The organism is Arthrobacter sp. fls2-241-R2A-172 (genome assembly GCF_030208885.1).
Lineage (GTDB): Bacteria > Actinomycetota > Actinomycetes > Actinomycetales > Micrococcaceae > Arthrobacter.
Genome location: NZ_JARVTB010000004.1, coordinates 526,703 through 551,232, shown reverse-complemented (window position 1 = coordinate 551,232; position 24,530 = coordinate 526,703). Strand labels below are relative to the sequence as shown.

Annotated in this window: 19 protein-coding genes and 2 pseudogenes; 8 read left to right on the top strand and 13 right to left on the bottom strand. The window is 61.4% G+C overall.

All coding sequences use genetic code 11. The features are described 5' to 3' along the window. Nucleotides 1-43 precede the first annotated feature (43 nt). On the bottom strand, nucleotides 44-1,681 hold the full coding sequence (locus QRM57_RS10725) for a peptide ABC transporter substrate-binding protein (protein WP_235516913.1): 1,638 nt from the start codon (nucleotides 1,679-1,681) through the stop codon (nucleotides 44-46). A gap of 305 nt (nucleotides 1,682-1,986) precedes the next feature. On the opposite strand from QRM57_RS10725, the gene QRM57_RS10720 reads away from it, so the two are divergent. The 4 genes from QRM57_RS10720 to QRM57_RS10705 all read left to right on the top strand — a co-directional run bounded on the left by QRM57_RS10720 (nucleotide 1,987) and on the right by QRM57_RS10705 (nucleotide 5,702). Beyond that, nucleotides 1,987-2,679: a histidine phosphatase family protein gene (locus QRM57_RS10720; RefSeq protein WP_257371178.1), complete on the top strand. Its 693-nt coding sequence runs from the start codon at nucleotides 1,987-1,989 to the stop codon at nucleotides 2,677-2,679. A 24-nt stretch (nucleotides 2,680-2,703) separates the two neighbouring features. Next, the gene (locus QRM57_RS10715) at nucleotides 2,704-3,255 is read left to right on the top strand and encodes a DUF3090 domain-containing protein (protein WP_284986551.1); all 552 of its coding nucleotides are present in this window, start codon (nucleotides 2,704-2,706) and stop codon (nucleotides 3,253-3,255) included. Next, complete coding sequence (locus QRM57_RS10710; RefSeq protein WP_284986549.1) at nucleotides 3,255-4,022, top strand: SCO1664 family protein; 768 nt, start codon at nucleotides 3,255-3,257, stop codon at nucleotides 4,020-4,022. Before QRM57_RS10715 ends, QRM57_RS10710 begins: the two co-directional genes overlap by 1 nt. Nucleotides 4,023-5,084: 1,062 nt before the next feature. Beyond that, nucleotides 5,085-5,702 carry an SH3 domain-containing protein gene (locus QRM57_RS10705; RefSeq protein ID WP_257371183.1) on the top strand — a complete coding sequence of 206 codons (618 nt, stop codon included), beginning with the start codon at nucleotides 5,085-5,087 and terminating at the stop codon, nucleotides 5,700-5,702. A gap of 63 nt (nucleotides 5,703-5,765) precedes the next feature. Here the strand turns inward: QRM57_RS10705 and QRM57_RS10700 are convergent. Next, nucleotides 5,766-6,064 (bottom strand): annotated as a pseudogene (locus tag QRM57_RS10700) (DUF4193 domain-containing protein). A 939-nt stretch (nucleotides 6,065-7,003) separates the two neighbouring features. Here QRM57_RS10700 and QRM57_RS10695 point away from each other — a divergent pair. After that, nucleotides 7,004-8,068, top strand: coding sequence for an alpha/beta hydrolase (locus QRM57_RS10695; protein WP_350309839.1), 1,065 nt, complete (start codon nucleotides 7,004-7,006; stop codon nucleotides 8,066-8,068). Nucleotides 8,069-8,521: 453 nt separating this feature from the next. Here the strand turns inward: QRM57_RS10695 and QRM57_RS10690 are convergent, their stop codons facing one another. From QRM57_RS10690 to ychF, 3 genes and pseudogenes are all read right to left on the bottom strand, one after another. Next, nucleotides 8,522-9,295, bottom strand: a complete 774-nt coding sequence (locus QRM57_RS10690; RefSeq protein ID WP_284986548.1) for a hypothetical protein — start codon at nucleotides 9,293-9,295, stop codon at nucleotides 8,522-8,524. 16 nt (nucleotides 9,296-9,311) lie between these two features. Beyond that, nucleotides 9,312-12,259 (bottom strand): annotated as a pseudogene (locus QRM57_RS10685) (YobI family P-loop NTPase); the annotation flags it as partial. A gap of 117 nt (nucleotides 12,260-12,376) precedes the next feature. Further along, the gene (ychF, locus tag QRM57_RS10680; protein WP_284986546.1) at nucleotides 12,377-13,462 is read right to left on the bottom strand and encodes a redox-regulated ATPase YchF; all 1,086 of its coding nucleotides are present in this window, start codon (nucleotides 13,460-13,462) and stop codon (nucleotides 12,377-12,379) included. Between the two features lie 115 nt (nucleotides 13,463-13,577). On the opposite strand from ychF, the gene QRM57_RS10675 reads away from it, so the two are divergent. After that, nucleotides 13,578-14,807, top strand: a complete 1,230-nt coding sequence (locus QRM57_RS10675) for a DNA recombination protein RmuC (protein WP_284986545.1) — start codon at nucleotides 13,578-13,580, stop codon at nucleotides 14,805-14,807. A 75-nt stretch (nucleotides 14,808-14,882) separates the two neighbouring features. Here the strand turns inward: QRM57_RS10675 and QRM57_RS10670 are convergent, their stop codons facing one another. Together QRM57_RS10670 and QRM57_RS10665 are read right to left on the bottom strand one after the other, a co-directional pair. Then, complete coding sequence (locus QRM57_RS10670; protein ID WP_235516963.1) at nucleotides 14,883-15,968, bottom strand: 4-hydroxy-3-methylbut-2-enyl diphosphate reductase; 1,086 nt, start codon at nucleotides 15,966-15,968, stop codon at nucleotides 14,883-14,885. 24 nt (nucleotides 15,969-15,992) lie between these two features. Further along, a complete protein-coding gene (locus tag QRM57_RS10665) occupies nucleotides 15,993-16,856 on the bottom strand; it encodes a hypothetical protein (protein ID WP_235516966.1) in 864 nt (287 codons plus the stop codon). Between the two features lie 230 nt (nucleotides 16,857-17,086). Here QRM57_RS10665 and xseA point away from each other — a divergent pair, with 230 nt between their 5' ends. Beyond that, a complete protein-coding gene (gene xseA, locus QRM57_RS10660; protein ID WP_284986543.1) occupies nucleotides 17,087-18,364 on the top strand; it encodes an exodeoxyribonuclease VII large subunit in 1,278 nt (425 codons plus the stop codon). A 39-nt stretch (nucleotides 18,365-18,403) separates the two neighbouring features. After that, nucleotides 18,404-18,661, top strand: a complete 258-nt coding sequence (locus QRM57_RS10655) for an exodeoxyribonuclease VII small subunit (protein WP_284986542.1) — start codon at nucleotides 18,404-18,406, stop codon at nucleotides 18,659-18,661. Nucleotides 18,662-18,675: 14 nt separating this feature from the next. Here the strand turns inward: QRM57_RS10655 and QRM57_RS10650 are convergent, their stop codons facing one another. From QRM57_RS10650 to QRM57_RS10625, 6 genes are all read right to left on the bottom strand, one after another. Then, nucleotides 18,676-19,527, bottom strand: coding sequence for a polyphosphate kinase 2 family protein (locus tag QRM57_RS10650; protein ID WP_284986541.1), 852 nt, complete (start codon nucleotides 19,525-19,527; stop codon nucleotides 18,676-18,678). 54 nt (nucleotides 19,528-19,581) lie between these two features. Beyond that, nucleotides 19,582-20,802: a pyridoxal phosphate-dependent aminotransferase gene (locus tag QRM57_RS10645; RefSeq protein WP_211711254.1), complete on the bottom strand. Its 1,221-nt coding sequence runs from the start codon at nucleotides 20,800-20,802 to the stop codon at nucleotides 19,582-19,584. A gap of 120 nt (nucleotides 20,803-20,922) precedes the next feature. After that, nucleotides 20,923-21,879: an ABC transporter substrate-binding protein gene (locus tag QRM57_RS10640; protein WP_284986540.1), complete on the bottom strand. Its 957-nt coding sequence runs from the start codon at nucleotides 21,877-21,879 to the stop codon at nucleotides 20,923-20,925. After that, nucleotides 21,876-22,619 carry an ABC transporter permease gene (locus QRM57_RS10635; protein ID WP_257371195.1) on the bottom strand — a complete coding sequence of 248 codons (744 nt, stop codon included), beginning with the start codon at nucleotides 22,617-22,619 and terminating at the stop codon, nucleotides 21,876-21,878. The genes QRM57_RS10640 and QRM57_RS10635 overlap by 4 nt, the downstream gene beginning before the upstream one ends. Then, nucleotides 22,616-23,356: an ABC transporter permease gene (locus tag QRM57_RS10630; RefSeq protein WP_284986539.1), complete on the bottom strand. Its 741-nt coding sequence runs from the start codon at nucleotides 23,354-23,356 to the stop codon at nucleotides 22,616-22,618. Before QRM57_RS10630 ends, QRM57_RS10635 begins: the two co-directional genes overlap by 4 nt. Continuing rightward, nucleotides 23,356-24,450, bottom strand: a complete 1,095-nt coding sequence (locus QRM57_RS10625; RefSeq protein ID WP_284986538.1) for an ABC transporter ATP-binding protein — start codon at nucleotides 24,448-24,450, stop codon at nucleotides 23,356-23,358. The genes QRM57_RS10630 and QRM57_RS10625 overlap by 1 nt, the downstream gene beginning before the upstream one ends. Nucleotides 24,451-24,530: the final 80 nt, after the last annotated feature.

Here is a 24,530-nt window from a genome sequence, read left to right as displayed (position 1 = left end):
CGGCGGAGGTGCTCAACTGAGCACTTCCGCCGCCGAATCGCGCTTACTTGCCGGTGATGTTGTAGTAGAGCGGGACGCCGTCCCAGCCGTAGTCAACATTCGAGACGCCGGTGCTCCAGCCACCCTGTGCTACCTGGTACCACAGCGGGATGGCAGGCAGGTCCTTGAGAAGGATTTCCTGCGCCTTGTTCATTGCCTTGTTGCCGTCGGAAACGCTCGGGGCGGACAGGCCATCGGAGATAGCCTTGTCGAACTCGGGGTTCGCGTAGCGGGCATCGTTGGAGCCTGCACCGGTCTTGTAGATCGGTCCGAGGAAGTTGTACAGCGACGGGTAGTCTGCCTGCCAGCCGGCACGGATCGAACCGGTCAGCTTGGCCGAGGTCGCGAGATCGCGGGCTTCCTTGAAGGTGGCGAACGGAAGGCCTTCGGCCTTGATGCCGAGGTTGTTCTTGAGCTGGTTGGTCATAGCCTCAACCCAAGCCTTGTGGCCACCCTTGTCAGCGTTGTAGGCAACGGTGAAGACGGTGTTCGGATCCCACTTCTGGATGGCATCGGCCTTGGCCCAGAGGTCCTTGGCCTTGGCGGCGTCGAACTTCAGGTTGTCAGAACCGGGGATGCTGTCGCTGTAGCCGTCCAGAACGGGAGCGGTGAAGTCCTTGGCCGGCTGGCGACCGCCGCTGAAGATGACCTTGGTGATCTCTTCGCGGTTGATGGCCATGGAGATGGCCTGGCGGCGCAGCTTGCCGGCTTCGCCACTCCACTCCGGAAGGTATTCCGGGATGGCAATGGTCTGGTTACCCGCGTACGGCTTCTCGATGAAGCGATCGCCAAGGTCGGTCTTGAAGTTCTTCAGTGCGCTGGTGGGGATGGTCTGCAGGATGTCCAGGTTGTTGGACAGCAGGTCCTGGTATGCAGCGTCGTCGTTCTGGAAGATCTTGAACGTCACGCCGCCGTTCTTGGCCTTGCGCGGACCGTTGTAGTCGGCGTTCGGGACCAGCTGGATCTGCACGTTGTGCTGCCAGCCGTTCTCTGCCATCTTGTACGGGCCGTTGCCTACAGGCTTTTCGCCGTAGGTCTTGGGATCAGCAAGAGCTGCTGCCGGAAGGGGCATGAAGGCCGTGTAGCCGAGGCGCAGCGGCCAGTCGGACTCGGGCTGCTTGAGCTCAACGGTGAAGGTGGTGTCGTCCACGACCTTGAGGCCGGACATGGTCTCCACTGTGGAACCTTCGGCGCTGGTCTCGTCGTAGCCCTTGATGCTTTCAAAGAACGTGGCGCTGAGCTGCGCGTTCTTTGCTGCTGCACCGAAGTTCCACGAGTCAACGAACGTCTTGGCCGTGATGGCTTCGCCGTTGGTGAACTTCTGGTCCTTCTTCAGCTTGATGGTGAAGTTCTTGGCGTCAGGCGCCTCGATGGACTCCGCCAGCTCGTTGACGGGCTTACCGGACGGGTCGTAGCTGACAAGGCCCGAGAAGATCAGCGTGGCAATCTTTCCACCGCCGACCTCGTTGATGTCTGCCGGCATGAGCGGGCGCTGCGGCTCAGAGCCGTCAGCAATGATGACCTTGTTGGGGTCGCCCGCGGATGAACCGGAGTTGTTGCTACCGCCGCCACCGCAACCGGTGGCTGCGAGGGCGATGATCGCCGCTACGCCTAGAGCTTTGGAAGTGCGCGAGAAACGCATTCCGCCTCCTATGAGTCGTGGAGTTGAGGAGGGGAAATTCGTGATTCCCCCCAGGCACAGGCACAGTTTCCTACTGTGACGTTGCCTACATGTGAGTGTAAGCCTACCCACATTGCGTCCGGATGTTGGGACTTGATGGCCAAACTGTAACCGTTCCGCAACCTCTACATGCCTAAACTGCCGGGAATTTCAAGTCAAACGCTACTCGGTGGTAGCATTCGCTGTCTGACAGCAGGACAGGAACGATTTTCGCCGGCGCCGGGCTGGCGACCGACCGCCGTCGGGCGTGTAGTTAGGCTAAGGGAATGGCGACAGTTATCCTCGTGCGGCACGGACGCACCACAGCCAATGCCTCCGGACTCTTGGCCGGGCGGGCCCCCGGAGTCAGCCTCGACGCGATCGGGCGCGACCAGGCAGCCGTCACCGGAGACCGGCTTGCGTCGGTGCCATTGGTCGGGGTGGTGTCGAGCCCCCTTGAACGTTGCCGGCAGACTGCCGGGCTCATCATTGACCGCCAGGCCGTCAAGCCGTACTCCCCGATCGAACCTGCGCTCACCGAGTGTGATTACGGCCAGTGGCAGGGACGCAAGCTCAGTGAGCTCGCAACCGAGGACCTGTGGCAGGTCGTACAATCCCAACCATCCGCAGCCGTCTTTCCCGGCGGCGAGTCGATGGCCGCCATGCAGGCCCGCTCAGTAGCAGCCATCAGGCGCCACGATGCAGCCTTCGAAGCCGAACACGGCCCGGAGTCCGTATGGGTGGCGGTCAGCCATGGCGACGTCATCAAGTCCATACTCGCCGATGCGCTGGGAATGCACCTTGACCTCTTCCAGCGCCTCAGCGTTGACCCCGCCTCGGTATCGATCGTCCGCTACGGCTCCCCCCGGCCTGCCGTCGTCGCGACCAACACGGTGGCCGGCGATCTTTCCTGGCTCTCCCGGAGCGCGCCCTCGGGGGATGCCCCCGTGGGCGGCGGCGCCGGGCACACGACGCCCTGAGCGTCCTCTGCCTAGAATATTGACATGCCTACACGTGTTCACGAGTTTGCTTGGCCCGATCGGGTAGTGATCGGTACGATCGGCCTTCCGGGCGCGCGCACGTTCTACCTGCAGGTGCGCGCAGGGAAACAGATCGTAAGTATCGCCATGGAGAAGCAGCAGTCGGCTCTCCTGGCCGAGAAAATCGACGAGATTCTCGACCAGCTCATCACGGTGGGAGGCAATCCCTTCAGTGTTCCCACGGGCACTCCCATAGAGCTGGTGGACAATGATCCGCTGGAGCCCGTCCAGGAGCAGTTCCGTACCGGAGCCATCAGCCTGGGTTGGGACCCCACCACGGCCCAGGTGGTGATCGAGGCCTATCCCATCTCCGAGCTCGATGACGAAGACGATGATGCGCTGGACCTGGATGATGCTTCCGACCGCGAAATGCTGCTGGTACGGATGCCGGTAGGCACCGCCCGTGCTTTCGCCAAACGCACCCGGGAAGTCGTGGGTGCTGGCCGTCCGCTGTGCCCGCTGTGCGGCAACCCGATGGATGCCGAAGGTCACGTCTGCCCCTCCCCCGGGTTCTGATGCCGACGCCGGACCTGCTGACCGCGGAGCTCACCCTCACCGGACGCATCACGACGGCATCCAACGCCACGTTCCTGGGCAGCATCGGCGAGGCTGCGGTCGTCTACAAGCCGATAGCAGGCGAAAGTCCGCTCTGGGATTTTCCCAGCGGGACCCTGGCTCACCGTGAGGTGGCCGCTTTTCTGGTCTCGGAGACCTTCGGGTGGGGCGTCGTTCCCCGGACGTGGCTGCGCGATGGCCCACTGGGCGAAGGAATGGTGCAGCTGTGGCAGGACCAGGACCCGGCCCAAAACGCCGTGGATCTGGTGGCGGCGGATTCAGTGCCGGAGACGGGTTGGAAGCGTGTTCTCGAAGGCCAGGACGAGAACGGACGGACCGTTGCGCTGGTCCACGAAGATACGCCGGCACTCAGGCGCGCAGCGGTGTTCGACGTCGTGGTGAACAACGCCGACCGCAAAGGTGACCACATTCTTGCCATGGCTGACGGACACCGGCACGGCGTTGACCATGGACTGACCTTTCACCAGGACCACAAGCTGCGCACCGTGCTGTGGGGGTGGATTGGGGACGCGCTGAGCGCAGATGAACTCGCCGGACTGGATCGTGTCCGCGACGGGCTCCGGGGCGAGCTGGGTCAACAACTCGCGGGGCTGCTCAGTGCCGAAGAAGTCGAAGCATTGGCGTTGCGCTCCGACCGCTTGCGCTCTGTTGGGCAGTTCCCAGCGCCCAGCGGACAAGCGCCCGCGGTGCCCTGGCCGTTGTTTTAGGGGCGAGCTCCAGCCTCTGTGGAACGTCTGGATGTTGATGAACGAAGATGTTCCAATTGGTCACAAGCTTGGCTTCTGAAGATCCCTTTCTCAGTTGTGGTATCTGATGAATGACACCCAGAGAGCCGCGGCAGTAACCCCTGCAGCGTGACAAGGGGTGGAGACCTGGGCGCTGTAGCCCATTGCCTTCAACGCCCACAGCTTCTTGTCGACAGCGGATTGACAATTGGCCTAGGTCGATCCGGCGACATATGTGTATTGGTCCGCCGCGGCCTGTGCAGCAGGTGCCGCGACAGCACCCACTCCAGCCAGCACTCCGACCGAGAGAACTACGAATGCGAACATCGTCGGCTTCTTCTTCGTGATGACTCCACTTCTTCGGGATCCTACCCCAGAGGCATTTCGAGCTCAGGCGAGAATTCGAGGCCTTGACCATCACATAGTCGCCAGAGCCTATTCTGATGACAAAATCGTCAGAGACCAGCACGCATCCGGGGCCTCGGCGCCGTAGGGCACCCGAACGTATGCTCTGCTGCCAGTTTCTAAGCGCCCGTGGCAACCCAGGCTGAGCAACCATAGATGCCGGTGCCGGCGCTTCGGTTGTTGAGACACGCCCGGACATACACGGCCGCTGCCCTGGGTTTGACCAACAGATCCATACCCAGCGCTATTGGTCAGGGTCGCAATGTAAGTAGTTCCATTCGACACATACCTCAGTTGAGCCACAGATGAGACGCCGTCCGACTTTGTGTCCTGGCTTGTCAGGACTTTGCTGGACGAGCTGTAGTAGGCGTAGGAGCCGGTCACTGACGCCCCCGCACTGGCAGAAGCCATCGGCGCGGTAGCCAGCATTGCGATTGCCATGGCGCCAGCTGCTGCAGCACCGGAAAGAGCCAATAGTGATTGACGCATGTCGTAATTCCTTCCCCAAAAGTTAGTGAATTAGTGGCACCACATCCGCCTGGAAACGTGCTGGCGATCACCCCGCGAAGCCGCTCTGGTACCTTCACCGGTCGGTGAAGACGGGGAAATTCGCAGTCAATCAAGCGTCACGTTCACGTTATGCGCCTCACACATCAAGTAGCAGCTATTTCTGAATTCGCTGCAGTCGCTTGGGGTCATTCGGACACCGAGCCTTACGGCGCGAAAGGTCAATTGATGAAGAAGTTCAGGCTGTTTTCCAGCCACTCAGAAGATTCCACCGTTCCCGGCAGCAAATCAGCGATTGCTCAAGCGCAAAATGACAAGGCACGAAGAAGGCGTTTCAGGGCACTCACTGCTGTCTCCATCGTCGGTGCCACCCTGTCCGTGACGATGATGGCAGCCCCTGCCAATGCCGCCGGCACGAAGCTGTCCAGCAACATCCAATACTGTCGACAGTTTCCTCACAATGGATGGGGCGGCCAGCTCTACTACAGCGACGGCGGCTCGAAATGCGCGCAGGTCTACACGAACAACAACCTCAACATCAGACGAGGACCCGGCACCGGCTATGCCCTCACTGGTTCCATGCTGAGCAGCGGCCGGGTCTATGAGTTCGACTGCTGGACAACGGGCACCTGGGTTGACGGGGACAACATCTGGCTAAAGCTATACCCCGGCGCCGGGGGCGCACAGTACGTCTCGGACCGCTACGTCTACACCGGCCCTAACATCACGAGCTTCCTGCCGCACTGCTGACCCGCTTCGAAAGTATAAGGGTCTGGCGCCGAAGCGCCAGACCCTTATAAATCAGGAACAGACTCAGCCTTCGCACTCCACGCAGTACGCGTGACCGTCCTTCTCACGGGCAATCTGGGAGCGGTGCCGGACCAGGAAACACGAGAAGCACGTGAACTCGTCATCGGACTGCGGTACCACCTGGACCACCAGTTCTTCGGCGATGAACCGCCACCGGGACCCTCGTGGTCCAGCCCGTCAGCCTGGTCGAGTTCCAGCACAACACTGCCTGCGTCAGGAGCATTGGCGGACTTCAGCGCGTCCAGAGAGCTTTCCTGGGATTCCTTGACGTCGGAGGGTACCTCGTCGTAATCAGCTGCCACGGTGCCCGTTATCTCCCTCTTACTGTATTCAGATCCTCGTCCTGAAAGGTACACGATCACAGACAAATTCCCCAGCCCCAATACGCTCCAAAAAACAGCCTCAGAGCAGTCCATCCGCCGAGGCTGATTGGTAGGGTAATGCAGTGTGGCCGTGCAGACCCAGACCGTTTCTCTGAATCCAGGGTCCCTGCTTAGCCACGCAGGAGGCGGAACCTCAGCGCACCATGGTGTGCCGATGCACATGGGGCGAATCGGACTACAACTTGTCCGCCGTCGCCGGCGTCCTTATCCCACACTTCCGCGAGAACAATCAGAGCTTCGCGGCCATGGTGTCCACGCGGAGAAGGCGACAGAGCAGAATCCGTCTAGTGCAAAGGGAGTCAGGTGGTGATGACTTGGAGTTGTGGTTGGTTCTGGCCGAGTCTGGTGTCCAGGACGCTCACCAGCCCCACGGCACCAAGTGGCTCGTAGACAGCGAACGAGACAGTTCTTGACGCTGACGAAACGGTTCTGGTTACGTCGAGCGCGATCCAATCCCTGGTTGTGGCCACGACCTCGGCACAGTTCCCAAAGCGCCGCTCCCCAGGGTATTGCCGAGTGCGGGGCGAAGTTGTTCCAAGTTACCGTTGACTCCGACCATGAGGCCGGGGCCAAAGAGAATGCCTGTAGTGCGGCTTGTGGGCCTCCCGAGTACTGCCAGTCTGCACTGTGGCTGAAGCCCTTGCCGGGCGGAGATACAGACGGTCATAGTGAAGATGCTTTTGTCCAAGCGCTCAGGAATGATGGGCCCGTCCAGGGTGCCACGTTCCAGCTCGGCGTCGGCGGCCTACCCTCTACCTCCTTTGCATCGTAATAGCTCAAGAGATTTTGTCGCCTTGGACATCACGCAACTACCGCATGAGCCCAGTCTGACCACAAAGTCATATTCCGCGGGTCAACATGCGTGCAATTCTTCTTCGTTTTCTCCGTCCCAGGAGCGATGGCGAGCCGGCGGTTTCAGCTACCGCGGCCCGCCCCTCACGTCGGTGCCCTGAAGACAACCACGAGCATTGCCGGCCAGAAGACCAGTTGCTCTTTTTTCAGCTCTGCGGGTTGCTCATGCAAATGTCGAAAACCCTCGGGTCTATCTCGATCAGCCCAGGAGATCCTTGGCTCGTTTGTTCCAAAAACTGCTTGAATTGCTCCGGCGTAAGCGGCTCCTTCGTACCGTCATGGCGATTCACGCAATCAGCCCCGGGTGTCGATACAACGGTGGCCACGAGCATGCCAGATCTAGTCCGGGCCGCCGACGGCCAATACGGAGAGCAATACCGCATTGCCGAGCTGAGTTCGACCCCGGCAGGAAACCCGCCACGGCTGGCAGTGGTGGGATGGTTAGCTTTTGAACCTGCATCAGCTGCAGGTGTCTTTGACGACACCAATGCCAGGACAGGTGGGTCGTTCCTGAGGAAAGACATCAACGCTCTCGCGGCCGTTCAGGACAGCCTTGGAAACGTTGCCAGAAATAACATCTCTGGCTTGTCCTATGGCACGTTGACGGCCCAGGCTGCAGCTGTGGAGGGCGTAGCTGTCGACAGCGTCAATCTCAACGCTGATATTGGCGTTCTGCAGGGAGTGTCAGGCGTAAAGGACTTTCACCTCAACCCCGGGGCAGATGTCTACCAGACCAAGTTCACCGTCGACAATGTCTCCGAAATTGGAAACGTAGGCAGAGAACGTATTCAAGGCTTCCACACGCAGACGTTCCAGGCTCCTCAGGGTGGCCCGTCGTTCACAGTGCCCATACCCGGTTATGGTGCAACGCAGCTCGGAGCCGATGGCACCGGGACTGCCGAAAACGAAGTGTCAGCATTACCAACCGAGAACCACGGCTGGCTCCAGGCAGAAGGCAAACTTGGATACGCTTCCGTAGGTACCGAGTCCAGCATCAACCAAGCCAACGCCTCACTCGGCCTGACAGATAGGCTGACGAACTCAGGAAAACCCGTGGTGCATAACAAATGAAGGAACCAGAATTGCTGAACAGACGAAGAATGACGGCAACCGTTTTCACGGCCTGCTCGGTCCTTCTGCTCGCGTCCGGATGCTTCTCCACAACACCGGGCAATGATGGAACGGCAACTCCCTCATCTTCGCAATCGAATTCAACAAGCGATCTTCCCAGCAGCGGAGAAGGAACGACAATGACGCCAGAAGCAGCCAGCACGGAGTTCTTCGGACTACTCGATGAGATCCAAGCGATGGCGCCGGGTGATTGGACCAATAAGGATGTTCCGGCAGGTGGCTACTGCAACTTCCAGAGAACCGGAAGCGGCAAAGAATTCGGCGGATCCAGGACCAGAGGGCCCCTTGGCGACACCGAGCGCGAGATGCTAAGGCAAAAGGTCGAGGCGTTCTATAAGTCCCGCGGGTACGACGTGAAGGTCTTTGATCAGTCGACGGCCACGAACAAGCTCATCATAACCAACGGCTTCGGACCGGATGGATTGGTTCTTCAGGTGTATACCGGCGATCTCGGCACAACTGTCGCTGGCAATAGCCGTTGCGTTGCTGATCCGGACGGTAGTAAATAGCCTGCCCGTCCGCGGGGTCATGATTACGACGGCGAATGAGGAAATCGCCATTGTTGAATCGGCAACAGATGCTATCCATGCCGTACCGCAGATTGTTCGTCCAGGGAGCTGAAGCTGGCCCTAGCGCTCGGCACCTCAACCGACTGCGCAGCGAATCCGGCTTCAGCTCAGGATTCTTTGCATAAAGCCTCGCCAAGTACGCTTCCTTCCTCTGCTCGGTCTGGGCAGTAACATCCGATAGAGCCTTCTGCTGTCTACCGACCTCGGCAGTGTTGGCAGCCGTGTTCGGCTCGTAGAAGCCGTCGGCAAGTTCGCTCTGCAGGCGCGCCCTGCGGCTGACTCTCGTATCCTCACGGATCCGCTCGGTCTCGACTTCACCCCAGAGCTTCCACTGCGATTCGTTCGCCGGCTGACCAAGCTCAACTCGCTTTTCGCGAATCTCGTGGATCTGGTTATATAGGATTCGTATCTGGTCTTTCTTGAGCTCACGCGCCTGAAGCTGCGCACGTACCTCGGGGTGCAGTCCAGGTCCCTGGCTCTCCAGGAACGTCGGACCGATGCCGTGGGGAATCGACGACTCACCCAGACGCTCACCACGCTCACTGACACCTTTGAGCCTCTCCATCATCGCGTCACGGGTGCTGAGCGGCTGCTCCACGACCGGCTCCTCGACGCTGGTCGGGATTCGGAGTAATCTCGGCGGGCTCAACCGCGGACTCAAGATTCAGCTGCTTGACGAGCTGTACCCTGGCCTGCGCCGTCAGATGCGTCGAAGCATTCAGCACGCGGACCGCGAGGACGTCACGGTCCTCGTCTGGAACCTTCTCGACGTCCCGCAGTTCGACCGTATCGACCCCCCGTGGTCAGAAGTCCAGGCAGCTGCTCGTCAACCCGTGAGCCTGCACGTAAGCCCAGACGTTGGTGACCGTCGGAGCCAGGAGGCCCGCATCCACGATCAAAGGCCAGGTCAGCTGCGGGACAGCCTCGATCTTTTGGATCGTGGCGAGAGCGGAGCTCTGCTCAATCACTTCGCGCAGCTGGTCCTCGGTCCATGACTCGTGCTGCTCGTTGATGACATCGACCAGCACGGACTCCGTGAGCACGATCGGCCCGATGGCATCCATTGAAGCGATGTAGTCCCCGATGCGCTTATTGCAGAACTCCCACACGCTTTGCTTTTGGCGCACTTCGTCGAGCGTCGGGTCTACGTCGATCCCGAGTGCCATCTGCAGGTTTGGTGAGCTGAGCTTGTACCTGTGCGCTGCCACGATACGGTCCCGGAGCGGCGTGCTCAGGCCACTAAGGTCCGGGACCACCAGCTCCACCGCCTCGAGGATTTCGAAGACCCGCTCAGTCTGTGCTGCAGTCTGACTCTGACTGAGGGCGGTGAGACGCTGATAGGAAGACTCGAGCAGCGCCCTCGAGGAATTGCCGATCTCATAGACGTCGATACTCAGCGCGTTCAGGAGCGCCGTGTCGAACAGCTTCAGCCGCGTCTCTTCGTCCGGGATGCCAGGGCGCTTCGCGACGTACTCGAAGACATCGGGCCACGGGTGCTCTGTCAGTTGTTGGATGAGGAGCTCGCGAGGGGCGTCAGGTGTGTTGAGGAAGGCATCCATGAATGCATGGACGTCCTTGCCGTCATGCGTGACGACGTACGCGACAAGTTTCTTCGCGTCTTCTGGTTTTTCATTGAGCAAGTAGGACGCGACTTGGAGGTTCAGAGCACTGATGGTGCTCATGAAGTCCGCCGGCACCTGCTCAAGCAGGTTGCTCATGGCCTTTTCCGACGTGAACTCGTAGTCGAGGTACATCTCGTTCGGCTGGACACTGTGGTTGTAGAAGAACGCCACGTCGACGCCGACGTACTTGCCGTAGAAGATCGCGGAGTACTCAGCGTAGTTGCGCGTGATGAAACCCCGCCGCACGAGATCGCGCGCCAGCTCTGACTCAAGTACCTCGGTGATGCGCTGATCGAACCTGATTCGCCCCTTCGGTACGCCTTCGTAGCTGGCCAGTCCGGCGGAGTCCGCACCTCGCAACCCCGCGATGTCCTGGTCGTATTGACGAAGCAGGCGGGCCGATTCGGCGGGATCGGGATCCAACCATTGCGCGGAACTCATGACCTCTGGAAAGACGCGGCCAATCTGTCCTGCAGAGGGCGTCACCGTAGCCCCGCAGTTCTGCACGAGAGAGAAGGACTTCGACTTGGCCACGCACTCCCAGAATTCCATTGTGTCGACGGCATTAGACCCGTAGCCCTGGTCATCGACCATGACGGACGAGTATGAATAGCCGTTCGGGGAAGGGAACATGTCCTTGAGATCGCGAAGCCTGCCCCCCAACTCCACTGCGGTGGCTTCTTTCCGATCGCGCTGCTCCTCGGTCCTCATCCGCTTGCGCCGCTGCTCCTGCAGACCTTCGATAAGGGTCCTGACCTCGTCGCGATGGAGCTGTTCGAGCTTATCGAGGGTGCTGGTGCGCTGCGAGATTGCCTCGAAGTCAGCGAGGTGGAAGTTTTTGTGCGCGACAAGTGCGAAGAGATGGTCCGCCGTCATGCCCGGCGCACGGTTCTTCTTCTTCCACAGCAGATGCTCAGCGAACACCACGAACTCGTTGCAGATGTTCTTCATCAGACGCATGTCGGTGGTGTGCCGTGCGATCAAGTCCAGGAGAGGACGTGACACGACGTTCTCGGCAAGACCGAGTTTTACCAGCTCCTCGCCGTCCTTGAGCTTCTCTTCTGCATCTTTTTCGTCTTTGGATTCCGGATCCGTTCCGAGCCGCTCGAACAGGCTGTCCTTGATCGCGTAGATGAACCGAAGAGGCTCGTTCCCCGCCTGCCGGTTCGCGGAAGCATTGACGAGGGTGTTCAGTTCCCGGAGCGAGTCGAAGATCCGCGGATCCTCGAAGCGGTCCAGATCTTCGAAGATCACGAACTTCGGCTTGAAGGTGTCAAAGAAGGCAACGATCTCGTCGAGAAAGCTGTCAAAGTAGGTGGTCGGGCCTTCGCCCAGGGCGATTTTCGTGCCGGCAGTCGTAACCTCCGAAACGATCCGGTCGCCGATGATCCACCGTGCCGCCCACAGCGACGCCAGAACAAGGCCGAATAGCATTCCAGCCCGTACGAGGTACCCGGGCATGTCCGCTGCGGCGTCCGGCCAGCCGGGCCCGGAACGCACCCCCAGCACCCACAGAAGCCCCAGACCCACAACACTGACAAAGAGGGCGTGCAGGAACGCCCTGAACTTGGTCACGGGTTTGGGGCGGGCGAACCGGGATCGACGGATCTTCCCTGGTGTCAGCCGGTAGACGAGTTGTTTGACCAGTTCCTTCTGGATCCGGTTGGTCAGGTCCTCGTCGTCATCATCCGGGCCAAGGGTGTTGATACTGATGCGGATAGTGTCTTTGTCGTGCTTCTTCTGAAAGTTGTCGAGCACGCTGGACTTGCCGGCTCCGTAGCGGCCGGTGAGGGCGATGTTGCGGTTCCTCTTGTCGAGGACCGCCTCTTCAAGGTGCCGCACGTAGATCCCGTGCTGGCCGCTCTGAATTCAGGGGCGAGGCTGCGCAGCTTGATCGGCTGCTTCGGTGCCTCTGGCTGCTGCGGACGTTCCTCGGCCACGGTTCCTCTCGCCCCAAAAAACGTTAGACGTCAGCGTCCAGCTTCAGAGGCACGGTCGGGCGTGCTTCTGAAGCTGGACGCCAGGTGATTCTATGAACTACTTCTTGCCTTGATTCGCTAGACGTTAAAGCGGAACTCCACCACGTCGCCGTCGGCCATCACGTATTCTTTGCCTTCGATGCGGACCTTGCCGCGGGACTTTGCCTCAGCCATGGAGCCAGCGTCCACGAGGTCGTCGAAGGAGACAACCTCGGCCTTGATGAAGCCACGCTGGAAGTCGGAGTGGATGACGCCGGCTGCCTGGGGTGCGGTGTCACCCTGGCGGATCGTCCATGCGCGGGTTTCCTTCGGACCAGCCGTGAGGTAGGTCTGCAGGCCGAGCGTGTGGAAACCAACACGGGCCAACTGGTCCAGGCCGGACTCGCTTTGGCCATTCATTTCCAGCATTTCGCGGGCTTCTTCCTCGTCCAGTTCCACGAGGTCGGATTCCAGCTTGGCGTCGAGGAAGACCGCGTCGGCCGGAGCTACCAAGGCCCGAAGTTCTTCCTGCTTGGCCGGGTCGCCGAGGATGCCTTCGTCAGCGTTGAAGACGTAGATGAAAGGCTTGGCGGTGAGGAGGCCGAGTTCCTTGAGGTGCCCCATTTCGAGCTTGTCGCTCTTGATGGAGGAGAAGATCGTGTCGCCGCGCTCCAGCACAGCCTGGGCAGCCTTGATGGCGGCCAGTTCGGCAGCTTCGCGCTTCTTGATCTTGACTTCTTTTTCGATGCGCGGGATCGCGTTCTCGATGGTCTGGAGGTCAGCCAGGATCAGTTCGGTGTTGATGGTCTCCATATCGGAGCGCGGATCAACCTTGCCGTCGACGTGGATGACATCCGGGTCATCGAACACACGGACTACCTGCGCAATGGCTTCGGCCTCGCGGATGTTGGCAAGGAACTTGTTGCCCAGGCCTTCGCCCTCGGAGGCGCCCTTCACAATGCCCGCGATGTCCACGAAGGATACCGGGGCAGGCAGCAGCTTCTGGGAGCCGAAGATCTCGGCCAGCTTCGCGAGGCGCGGATCCGGCAGGTTGACTACACCCACGTTCGGCTCGATCGTCGCGAACGGATAGTTCGCGGCGAGCACCTGGTTACGGGTCAGTGCGTTGAAAAGGGTTGATTTGCCGACGTTGGGCAGTCCGACGATGCCAATAGTAAGAGCCACGAGCATTGATTCTACCCGTTGATACCTTGTCCATGCTTGTTCGGCCCGACGCTGTGGCGACCCCCACGGCCGCAACCTCACTAAAACTGTCGTACCCCTGTGTCAGGGTTGCCACATGGATGGATTTGGATTCGTTTTAGCACTGCTCATGCTGCTGATCGGCGCGGCCGTGGGTCTGGCGGCCGGCTACGTCGTCTTCCGACGCCGGGGCGCCGGCCTGGAGGAGGACTTCGACGCCGTATCGACGCGCCTTTCGGAGGTGACGGCTCAGCTCGCAGCGGCCGACGCCGAGCGGCGGCTTTTGTTTACACAGAACCGGGAACTCAGCGCAGCAAGGAACTCGGATGGAAGTGTCCTGCGCGCCCTGGCGCCCGTCGCGGAAAAGTTGACGGCGGTGCAGCAGCAGGTTTCGCTACTCGAACGTGACCGGGTTGAGCAGTACGGACAGCTCGCCCAGCAACTGCAGGACGCCCGTTTATCCGACGAACAACTGCTCCGGTCAACCCACGCCCTGGCCTCCGCCCTTCGTTCCAACAGCGCACGTGGCCAGTGGGGCGAAGTCCAGCTTCGCCGTGTGGTTGAGGCATCCGGAATGCTCAGGCACGTGGACTTCCATGAGCAGGTCCACTCTGGCCGCACCGAGAACACCCTGCGACCCGACCTTGTGGTCCAGTTGCCCGGAGATAAGCAATTGGTGGTTGACGCCAAAGTCCCGCTGGCCTCCTACCTCGCGGCACAGGAACAGCTCCACGGGGATGGTGCATTCGGTGAATCGGTAACGCAGGCTTCCGTCCATGACTCCAAGACTCTTTTGGCCCAGCACGCCAAGGCCCTGAAGGCCCACATCGACGCCTTGGCCGGAAAGAAGTACTGGGACATCCCGGGGAACTCGCCGGAACTGGTGATCTGCTTCCTCCCGGCTGAGTCAATCCTTGCCTCTGCCCTTGAGGCCGACCCCGGCCTGCTTGAACACGCCCTGTCCCGGAACGTCGTCCTGGCATCACCGGGGACGTTGTTGGCAGTCCTGAAGTCAGTGGCTTTCACCTGGCGGCAGGACGTCCTCACGGACAGCGCGCACGAACTGTTCGAGCTCGCCAAGCAGCTCTACGAGCGCATGGGCACACTGGGTGAGAACGTCAGCAAGCTCGGAAGCTCCCTTAAGACCTCAGTGGACCGGTACAACGCCATGGTGGGCACCCTCGAAGCCCGTGTGCTCCCGACCGCCCGGAAGCTGAACACCATGGACGATGCTGGCCTCACGGCCCCCATGTCCGTGGAAGCTGTCCCGCGGGCTTTGGCCGCTCCGGAACTTCTTAGCGAAGAGCCCCAGGAGTCTGCGGCTTAACGAATTGGCCCGCAGCGGCGACCACTTCCACCAGGAAGGGCGCCCACTGCGGGCCAGTTCAGTAAGAGCTTATTGCTAGGACGTAGCCCGGTTCCCGCGGCCACCGAGGGCCCGGGAGACATCCCCGGCCTTTTTCAAAGTAGCCCGCAGCTCCTTGGGGAGCGAGAAGAGGAGATCTTCCTCCGCTGTTACGACTTCCTGGACCTCGCCATAGCCGTAGTCGGCCAGCAGGCGCAGGACATCCTGGACGAGGACTTCAGGAACGGACGCACCTGAGGTGACGCCAACGGTAGCGACGCCTTCGAACCAGGCTTCATCCACCTCGTTGGCGAAGTCCACGCGGTAGGAGCTCTTGGCCCCGTACTCGAGGGCAACCTCAACCAGGCGCACCGAGTTCGACGAGTTGGCCGAGCCGACCACAATGACCAGGTCAGCCTGCGGTGCGATCTTCTTGATGGCCACCTGGCGGTTGGTGGTGGCGTAGCAGATGTCGTCGCTGGGAGGATCCTGCAAAGTCGGGAAGCGGTCCTTCAGGAGGCGCACGGTCTCCATGGTTTCGTCCACGCTCAGCGTGGTCTGCGAAAGCCAGATGGTCTTCTCGGGATCGCGCACTGTGACCTTGTCCACCTCGTGCGGACCGTTGATGATCTGGATGTGCTCGGGGGCCTCGCCGGCGGTGCCCTCGACTTCCTCGTGGCCTTCGTGGCCAATGAGAAGGATGTCGTAGTCGTCCTTGGCAAAGCGCACGGCTTCGCGGTGGACTTTGGTGACCAGCGGGCACGTCGCGTCGATGGTGCGCAAGCCGCGGTCCTCTGCCGACTGCACCACTGCCGGTGAAACTCCGTGCGCGGAGAAGATCACCAGGGCGCCTTCGGGAACCTCGTCCGTTTCCTCGACGAAGATGGCCCCTTGTTCTTCCAAGGAGCTGACCACGTGTACGTTGTGGACGATCTGCTTGCGGACGTAGACGGGCGGGCCGTAGTGCTCCAAGGCCTTTTCGACCGCAATGACAGCCCGGTCTACGCCGGCGCAATAACCGCGGGGTGCCGCCAACAGCACCTTCTTGGGACCCGTGACGGGTGCCGCTGCCAGTACCTCTTCCGGCGATCGCCGTCTCCGGGGCACGCTGGGCATCGGGATGGAAATTGCTGTGGAGGTCATCCCACAATGTTACCGGTCAGGTCATTATCCCCGGGCATAAGGTGATGGTCGTCTCGCGGAAATAATCCAGGCGACCAAGCCGATGACCAACAAGGCGGCCGAGATCAGGGCAGCCACCGTTGTCCAGGGACCAAAACCGGACTGGACGGCGGTGAAGAACTTCCCCATGAACAGCCCTGCCAGTTCGTTGCCGTTGGAGAGGTTGCCAACAACTCCTTCAGACACATTCAATCCAACCGACCAGAGCCCCGCCACGGCCAGGCCGCCCAGCCCCAGGAATGCCAGGACCGCAGGCCTCCTGCGTGCCACAAGCAAAGCCAGCAACGCCGAAACGAGAGCTCCCAGGGCGGCAACCCACCATAACGGAGCAAAGGCTGCCACCCTTTCCACCAGTTGGCGGTGGGACGGTTCGCCCAGCGAAATAAGCCGTTCAGAGGGGACGTCGAGCCGGACGCGCGTAGCGTCGGCGAAATGGTCGCGGATCAGCCTGACCAGGGGCCCAATGTCCAAGACCAGGGCCGTGGAAGCACCTGATTCTTCCGGCTGCCCAGCCGCACCGAAGTTCAGCTTGTGGCTGTTCCTCACTGTCTCTTCCCAAGCCTGCGGATAGTCGCTCCAGGACTGCATCCCGGACGCCGCCTGTTCAAGAACCCCGGCGGCCAGGGATTTGATGGGCCCTGGGAGGTTGACTGAGGATTCGAAAGAGCCGACGGCGGCGTCCGCCAGACGCGCCTGGAAATCGGGATCACTGCCCAATCCACCGGCGATGCGGGTAAAGCCATCTTCCTGAACAATGTTTTGGTCCACCCACGCGGCTGGAACGGCGACGGCAGTGAGCACCAGTGCGAGGATCACTCCCAATGCTGAAACGAAGGTACGCAAAGTCATCCTCGGGGTCGGGGTCCAGTGCCACCATCCTAGGTCTGTCCACATGATCCGAAAAATGTCGGAGCCACCAGGTAAAGCTATGGATAGAGTTGGAACGCGGCGCTGCGCCACACCCGAGCAGGTTGCCGCACCTGAGCGAGTTGCCGCACCCGAGCAAGTTGCCGCACCCCGAGCGAGGATAGTGATCATGCTGGTACACCCACGGCTTCCAGGCCAATCACGGACCTGCCATGTCCGCTGAAGCAACTCCGGAGTCCACCCTGCCCGGGACTGCTGCCGAGACCAGTCCGGATAATCCCTGGCCCTTGCAGCTTCTTTCCCGCAAGCTCAAAGCCCACATCGAGAGGGCTCCCGCAGCCTGGATCGAGGGCCAGGTCATCGAGCTGAACCGCCGGGGCGGCAATGCCTTCCTGACACTGCGTGATGTCGACGCCGAGATTTCGCTGCCGGCTTCGGTGTGGTCCACGGTCCTGGACCGGCAGAAAGTACCGCTGGAGCGCGGGTCGCGGGTAGTTGCCTTGGTCAAGGCGGATTTCTGGGTCAAGACCGGACGCCTGAACATGTCGGTCAAGGACATCCGACCCGTTGGCCTCGGCGACCTGCTGGCTCGGATTGAGCGCCTCCGCCAGGCTTTGGCCGCGGAAGGATTGTTCGCTGATTCGCGCAAACGGAAACTGCCCTTGCTCCCCCACCGCATCGGCCTCATCACGGGCCGCGACTCGGACGCCAAGAAGGACGTGCTACGTAACGCCGCCCTGCGCTGGCCAGCTGTGGAATTCGATGTTCGCGAGGTAGCCGTGCAAGGCAACACGGCGGTGTCACAGATCATCGCCGCACTGAAGAAGCTGGACGCCGACCCGCACGTGGACGTCATTGTCCTGGCCCGAGGCGGCGGCGCGCTGGAGGACCTGCTTCCTTTCAGCAACGAGGACCTGATTCGGGCCGTGTCCGCGGCTACCACCCCTGTTGTCAGTGCCATTGGCCACGAGGCAGACCGCCCCATCCTGGACGACGTCGCCGACCTCCGCGCTTCCACCCCCACCGATGCTGCAAAGCGGATCGTCCCGGATGTCACCGAGGAACTGGCCATGGTGCGTCAGGCCCGGGACCACCTCCGCCGCAGCATTGGCCGGATGGTGGATCGGGAAACTGACCGGCTCCACTCCTTGAAGTCCCGTCCTGTCCTCGCCTCCCCCGCGTCCATGGTCGATGCCCGGGCCGAGGATATCCACCGCCTGCAACGGCGCTCACATGCGGCGGTCAACACAGCCGTTGTGCGCGCCTTGGACCAAGTGCACCACCTGAGGGCACAGGTCAGGGCTTTGTCGCCGCAGAAGACCCTGGACCGCGGTTATGCGGTCGTCCAACTCGTCGGCGACGACCAAGCCGGGCATCAGGTGGTCAGCAGCCCCGAGGAGGCCCCCAAGGGCGCGGAATTGGCGATACGTGTAGCGGAGGGTCGGTTCCGGGCTGTCTCCGACGGCCAAGGGCAGATCCTGGAACATTGATTCCAGCCAACATTGTCAGCATCACAATCAAAGGACATCATGACCGAGAACAACTCAGCGGCGTCGGCACCGGATTCCCTGGACGCCTTGAGCTACGAGGAAGCCCGGGAACAGCTCGTGGCCGTTGTTGGCCGCCTTGAAGCCGGCGGTGCCAGCCTCGAAGAATCACTGGCGCTCTGGGAGCGTGGCGAGGCGTTGGCCAAGCGCTGCGAGGATTGGCTTGAGGGCGCCCGCAAGCGCTTGGCCTCGGCACGCGATGCAAGCAACGACGCCGGGGGTTCCACCACTACCGGCTAACGGTCCGGCAGGGCTCAGGATGCCTCGACGAGCTTCCGTTCAGCCGCGACGTCGAAGTCGGCTTTTGGCCAGTCCAGCTGCATCACTTCGAGCGCATCCAACAACAACTGCTGAACCGCGATGCGGGCATACCACTTCTTGTTGGCTGGTACGACGTGCCAGGGGGCAATGTCAGTCGAGGTCTTCTGGAACGCCACGCTGTACGCGTCCATATAGTCGTTCCAGTAGGCACGTTCCGTCAGGTCGCCGTGGCTGTATTTCCAGTGCTTGCTGGGATCGTCCAGCCGGGCAATGAGACGCTTCTTCTGTTCCTGTTTGCTGATGTTGAGCATGACCTTGACGATCGTGGTGCCCTGCGCCGCCAGGCCTGCCTCGAAGGCATTGATGGCCGTGTACCTGCGCTCCAGCTCCGCAGGGTCCGCCCACGCGTGGACGCGGTGGATCAGGACGTCCTCGTAGTGCGAACGGTCAAAAACTCCCACCATGCCGGCATCGGGAACGTGCTTCTCGATCCGCCAGAGGAAGTCGTGGGCCTTCTCTTCGTCCGTGGGTGCCTTGAAAGCTGCCAGTTGCACACCTTGCGGATCCATGGCGCCCACGACGTGGCTGACAATGCCGCCTTTACCTGCAGTGTCCATGGCCTGCAGAATCAGCAGAAGCCGCTTGGTATTGCCGAACTTGCCCTCGGCGAACAGTCTTTCCTGTAAGTCCGCCAACCGTGAATCCTGGGCAAAGAGCAGCGACTTTCCGTCGGATTTCGCACCGTCGTAGCCCGGGGTGGATTCCGGATCCACCTCCGCCAGCGAAAACCCAGACCCGACCCTTAATACGCTGGCCGGACTCTTGGCGAACTCAACTTCAGCCATCAGGCGTGCCTTTCTGCCGGGCCGCGCCCCCGTGGCGCGGCCATGGACCTCAGGCTAGTTGCCCGGGTACCTCGACAGGAAGTCCGCCATGCGGCCAATCGCTTCTTCAATGTCTTTGACGTTGGGCAGCGTGACCATCCGGAAGTGGTCCGGGCGTACCCAGTTGAAGGCTCGCCCGTGGGAGACCAGGATTTTCTGTTCCTTCAGGAGGTCCAGGACAAATTTCTCGTCGTCCCTGATGTGGTAGACCTCCGGGTCCAGTTTGGGGAAGAGGTAGAGCGCTCCCCTGGCCTGCTGCGTGCTGACCCCGGGAATGGCATTGAGGAGATCGTAGGCTTTGTTGCGTTGTTCCAGCAGGCGGCCTCCGGGCAGGATGAGGTCGTTGATGCTCTGGTAGCCGCCAAGAGCCGTCTGAATGGCGTGCTGTGCCGGAACGTTGGCACACAGGCGCATGTTGGCCAACAGGTTGATGCCTTCAAGGTAGTCGGCAGCGTCTTTCTTGGGCCCCGAAATAGCCATCCAGCCTGCACGGTACCCACAGACCCGGTAGGCCTTGGACAGCCCGCTGAACGTCAGGCAGAGGACGTCGTCTCCGGTTAGTCCGGCGAGATTGACGTGGACTGCGTCCTCGTAAAGGATCTTTTCGTAGATCTCATCCGAGAAAAGAACCAGCCCGTGCTTCTCGGCCAAGGCAACAATTTTTTTGAGGGTTTCCTCGGGGTAGACGGCGCCGGTGGGGTTGTTGGGGTTGATAACCACGATGCCCTTGGTCCGGGGCGTGATCTTGGCTTCGAGGTCCTCGAGGTCGGGCTGCCAACCGGAGTCTTCGTCGCAGAGGTAGTGAACGGGGCGGCCGCCGGCCAAAGCAACCGATGCCGTCCACAGTGGGTAGTCCGGAGTGGGAATCAGGACCTCGTCGCCGTCTTCGAGGAGGGCCATGAGGGACATGGTGATCAGTTCGCTGACCCCGTTGCCCAGGTAGATATCGTCGACGTGGATGTTCTGGATTCCGCGGGTCTGGTAGTACTGCGAGACTGCGGTCCGGGCCGAGAAAATGCCCCGTGAATCGCTGTAGCCCTGGGCGTTTGGCAAGTGGCGGATCATGTCCACCAAAATGGCGTCAGGCGCTTCAAAGCCGAAAGGAGCCGGGTTTCCGATGTTCAGTTTGAGGATCCGGTGACCCTCCGCCTCCATCTGCTGGGCGGCCTGAAGAATCGGTCCACGGATGTCGTAGAGGACATTATGAAGCTTGGTGGACTGCTTGAAATTCGCCATTCCTCAAATATGCCACACGGGTGATGGACTTCCGCTGAGACTTGACTCACACAAACGACGACGGCGGTGACGGGCCCGCGCGGGTCCGTCACCGCCGTCGTACGCGGTTTTCGTCAGGTGTTACTTGACGATGCCCTTGTCCTTCAGCCAAGCGGCTGCGGCATCCTTGGGGCTCTGCTTCTGGTCGCCACTGACTGCACGGTTGAGGTTGATCAGGTCGTCCGTGGTCAGGGTCTTGGAAACGTTGTTGAGCGCTTCCTTGGCCTTGTCCGTCATCTTCGCCTTGTTGTACAGCGGCAGGACCTGCTGGGCTTTGAAGTTGTTCTTGGGATCCTCAAGGACCACGAGGTCGTTGTCGACGATGGACGGGGTGGTGGTGTAGATGTCAGCCACCTGGACCTTGTCCTCCAACAATGCCTGCAGCGTCAGGTTGCCACCCCCGTCGTTGAACGGCTGCAGCCCCTTGAGCTCGCAGTTGTAGTTCTTCTTCAGCCCCGGGAAGCCGTAGGAACGGGTCTCGAACGTGGCCGGAGCAGCCATGGTGAAGTCCTTGCAGACCTTCGCCAGGTCCTCGATGGACTTCAACTTGTACTTCTCAGCCGTGGCCTTGGTAACCACCATGGCGTCCTTGTCCTCGGCCTTGGAGGCTTCCGCGACGGCCAGGCCGTCAGGGAGCTTGCCCGAAAGTGCCTTGTAGACGTCCTCAGCTGAGACTTCGGAGGCCTCGGTATCAACGTAGGACAGCAGGTTGCCCGAGTAGTCCGGGACGAGGTCTACGGAGCCATCCTGGACGGCCTTGAAGTAGATCTCGCGCGATCCAATGTTCGGCTTGGACGTTGCCGTCAGGCCGGCGGCGTTCAGGGCACCCACATAGATCTCGGCGATGACCTGGCTTTCCGGGAAGTCGGCGGAGCCGACCACCAGCGAGCCGCCGGCGGCCGAGCCACTGGGGGCCGAGGTGGATGGAGAGGCCAGCGGACTGCCGCCACAGGCGCTCAACGCGAGGGCTACACCCAGGCCGGCTGCGAGGCCGCCGAGACCACGGCGCGTAAGGGTCATGGGGACGGGGTTATTCATGGTGTACCTCCTTGAACGGCAGCCTCGGCGGGAGCTGTGGCTGTGAGATCGTCGGTCGCCTTCTGGCGGCCGCTTGAATCGAGGGTCAGGCCGGGCGAGAGGACAAGCCTCTGTACGCCGGCAAGAATCAAATCCACGGCGATGGCGAGCCCGGCGATGAGCAGGGAACCGCCAAGCATGCGCGGGAAATCCTGGAGGACGAGCCCGTCGAACAGGTAGCGTCCCAGTCCGCCCAAGGGCAGGTAGGCCACCACCGAGACTGTGGCTATGACCTGCAGGACCGCGGTACGGATGCCACCGAACATGACTTGCAAGCCGTTGGGAAGTTCCACCCGGAAGAGGATCTGGAGTTCCGTCATTCCCATGGCCCGGGCGGCGTCCACCACCACGGCGTCGACACTGGAGATCCCGGCATAGGTCCCTGCGAGAAGCGGGGGGACCGTCAGGATCACCAGGGCCCAGACCGGTGGCATCAAACCACTTCCGGCGAGCAGGGCGAACAGGACCAGCAAACCGAGCGTCGGCAGGGCACGCAGCGCACCGGCCACCGCTACGGCAACTACCCGCCCACGGCCGGTGTGGCCGATGAACAGCCCGATGGGCACGGCGATGACTGCGGCAATGAGGAGCACCAAAGCACTGTATTGGAGGTGTTCGAAGGTTCGGGTTGGGATCCCGCCGCTTCCCCTCCAGTGGATGGGATCGATCAACCACGCGATGGTCTCCGCGAAGATGTTCACGAGGACACCTCCGGGTCCGCGCGCATGCCCGGGTGCGGAACGGCGGGTCCGGACTTTGGCTCAGTCAGCAGCGCGTTGGCGTCCTGGCGTTGGGACTTCCCGCCAACTGCCCGGGTCCACGGGGTCAGCAACCGCTCGAGGATAACCAGGATGGCGTCCATGATCAGCGCAAGCACCAGGATGGCGATAATACCCACCACCACTTCGGTGACGAAGGTGCGCTGGAGGCCGTCTGTGAACAGGACTCCAAGATTCCCCACACCAAGGAGCGCTGCGACGCTGACCAACGAAATATTGCTGACCGAAACCACGCGAAGGCCCGCGAACATCACGGGCAGGGACAGCGGAAGGTCCACCTGGAAGAACCTGGGCAGCGGTTTGAAGCCCATGGCCACGGCTGCGTTGCGGAGGTCATCGTCAACGGAGTCGAAGGCATCCATGGCGGCTCGCACCAGAAGGGCAACTGCATAGATGGTCAGCGCAACCACCACGTTGATGGGGTCCAGGATCCGTGTGCCAAGGACCGTGGGAAGAATGATGAAGAGGGCCAAGGACGGAATCGTGTAGAGCAGCGACGTCGCGGTGGCTACCACCGACCGTAGGGCAGAATTGCGCCGGGCCAGCTGGGCCAAGGGTATCGAAATCAGCAGGCCAAGGATCATCGGAACAATGGCGAGCACCAGATGCTGCCCGGCCAGTCCCAGGACCATGCCGCTGTGGGCGAGGAACCACTCCATCAGGTGGCGTCCTCCCTGTGATGCCGGACTTCCTCGATCAGGGCAAGGACTTCCGGCCCCTTCAGGACTCCGGCCACCCGGCCGTCGTCGTCCACCGCGACGCCAAGGCCCGACGGCGACGACAACGCAGCATCGAGCGCGCGGCGCAGGGTATCGCCCTTGCGGAACAGCGAACCGCCCGGAATCAGGCCTGCTCCGTCGCGCGGAGAAGACCAACCAAGTGGCCGCGATTCTGCGTCCACCACCAAAGCCCATTCCCCCGACCGGCGGCCCGCATCGGGGCCATCGGAGGGAGTGACCATGGTCACGGGGTGCAACGTCACGGCGTCGGCGGCGTTGAAGGCAAGATGGCGGAAACCGCGGTCACGGCCAACAAAGGAGGCAACAAAGTCGTTGGCCGGCGCCCGGAGGATTTCTTCTGGCGCCGCGTACTGGGCGAGCTTGCCGCCGACAGCGAACACAGCGACTTTGTCTCCGAGCACGGTGGCTTCATCGATGTCGTGTGTGACGAAGACGATGGTTTTGGCCAATTCCCGCTGGAGCCGCAAGAGTTCCTGCTGCAGTTCGTCGCGGACCACAGGGTCGACGGCGCTGAAGGGTTCGTCCATGAGCAGGACCGGCGGGTCAGCAGCGAGCGCCCGGGCCACCCCGACGCGCTGCTGCTGACCCCCCGAGAGCTGGGAAGGGTACCGCTTGCCAAGCACCGAAGCCAACCCAACGACGTCGAGCAGTTCCGCTGCGCGCTTCCGCGCCGCCGCCTTGGAAACACCGTTGAGCCGCGGAACGGTGGCGATGTTATCCAGCACTGAGCGGTGCGGCAGTAAACCGGAGGACTGCATGACGTACCCCATGGAGCGGCGGAGCTGCGCCGCGGGAACGCGGGAGACGTCGTCGCCGCCCACCGTGATGGTTCCGCTGGTGGGCTCCACCATCCGGTTGATCATGCGCAGCGAGGTGGTCTTGCCGCAACCCGAAGGCCCGACGAAGACGGTAATCGAACCTTCGTCGATCGACATACTCAGAGCGTCCACCGCAGGCTGCCCGCCTTGGTATTGCTTAGTGACGCTCTTGAACTCAATCATGGCTTCAGCCATACCCGGGCTTACCTATCTTTGGCGGACATTATCGGTAGAGCCAAACGATCATATGCAGGCTTATTACTCGGCTGCAAAGC

Bases quoted from the DNA above. Each gene is read 5' to 3' on its own strand.
- QRM57_RS10650 (WP_284986541.1), bottom strand. From the start codon at position 19,527: ATGGCTGAAGTTGAGTTCGCCAAGAGTCCGGCCAGCGTATTAAGGGTC.
- QRM57_RS10705 (WP_257371183.1), top strand. From the start codon at position 5,085: ATGCGCCTCACACATCAAGTAGCAGCTATTTCTGAATTCGCTGCAGTC.
- QRM57_RS10665 (WP_235516966.1), bottom strand. From the start codon at position 16,856: ATGACTTTGCGTACCTTCGTTTCAGCATTGGGAGTGATCCTCGCACTG.
- QRM57_RS10670 (WP_235516963.1), bottom strand. From the start codon at position 15,968: ATGACCTCCACAGCAATTTCCATCCCGATGCCCAGCGTGCCCCGGAGA.
- QRM57_RS10630 (WP_284986539.1), bottom strand. From the start codon at position 23,356: ATGGAGTGGTTCCTCGCCCACAGCGGCATGGTCCTGGGACTGGCCGGG.
- QRM57_RS10720 (WP_257371178.1), top strand. From the start codon at position 1,987: ATGGCGACAGTTATCCTCGTGCGGCACGGACGCACCACAGCCAATGCC.
- QRM57_RS10715 (WP_284986551.1), top strand. From the start codon at position 2,704: ATGCCTACACGTGTTCACGAGTTTGCTTGGCCCGATCGGGTAGTGATC.
- QRM57_RS10625 (WP_284986538.1), bottom strand. From the start codon at position 24,450: ATGGCTGAAGCCATGATTGAGTTCAAGAGCGTCACTAAGCAATACCAA.
- QRM57_RS10710 (WP_284986549.1), top strand. From the start codon at position 3,255: ATGCCGACGCCGGACCTGCTGACCGCGGAGCTCACCCTCACCGGACGC.
- QRM57_RS10675 (WP_284986545.1), top strand. From the start codon at position 13,578: ATGGATGGATTTGGATTCGTTTTAGCACTGCTCATGCTGCTGATCGGC.
- QRM57_RS10655 (WP_284986542.1), top strand. From the start codon at position 18,404: ATGACCGAGAACAACTCAGCGGCGTCGGCACCGGATTCCCTGGACGCC.
- QRM57_RS10695 (WP_350309839.1), top strand. From the start codon at position 7,004: ATGCGTGCAATTCTTCTTCGTTTTCTCCGTCCCAGGAGCGATGGCGAG.
- QRM57_RS10645 (WP_211711254.1), bottom strand. From the start codon at position 20,802: ATGGCGAATTTCAAGCAGTCCACCAAGCTTCATAATGTCCTCTACGAC.
- xseA (WP_284986543.1), top strand. From the start codon at position 17,087: ATGTCCGCTGAAGCAACTCCGGAGTCCACCCTGCCCGGGACTGCTGCC.
- QRM57_RS10725 (WP_235516913.1), bottom strand. From the start codon at position 1,681: ATGCGTTTCTCGCGCACTTCCAAAGCTCTAGGCGTAGCGGCGATCATC.
- QRM57_RS10640 (WP_284986540.1), bottom strand. From the start codon at position 21,879: ATGAATAACCCCGTCCCCATGACCCTTACGCGCCGTGGTCTCGGCGGC.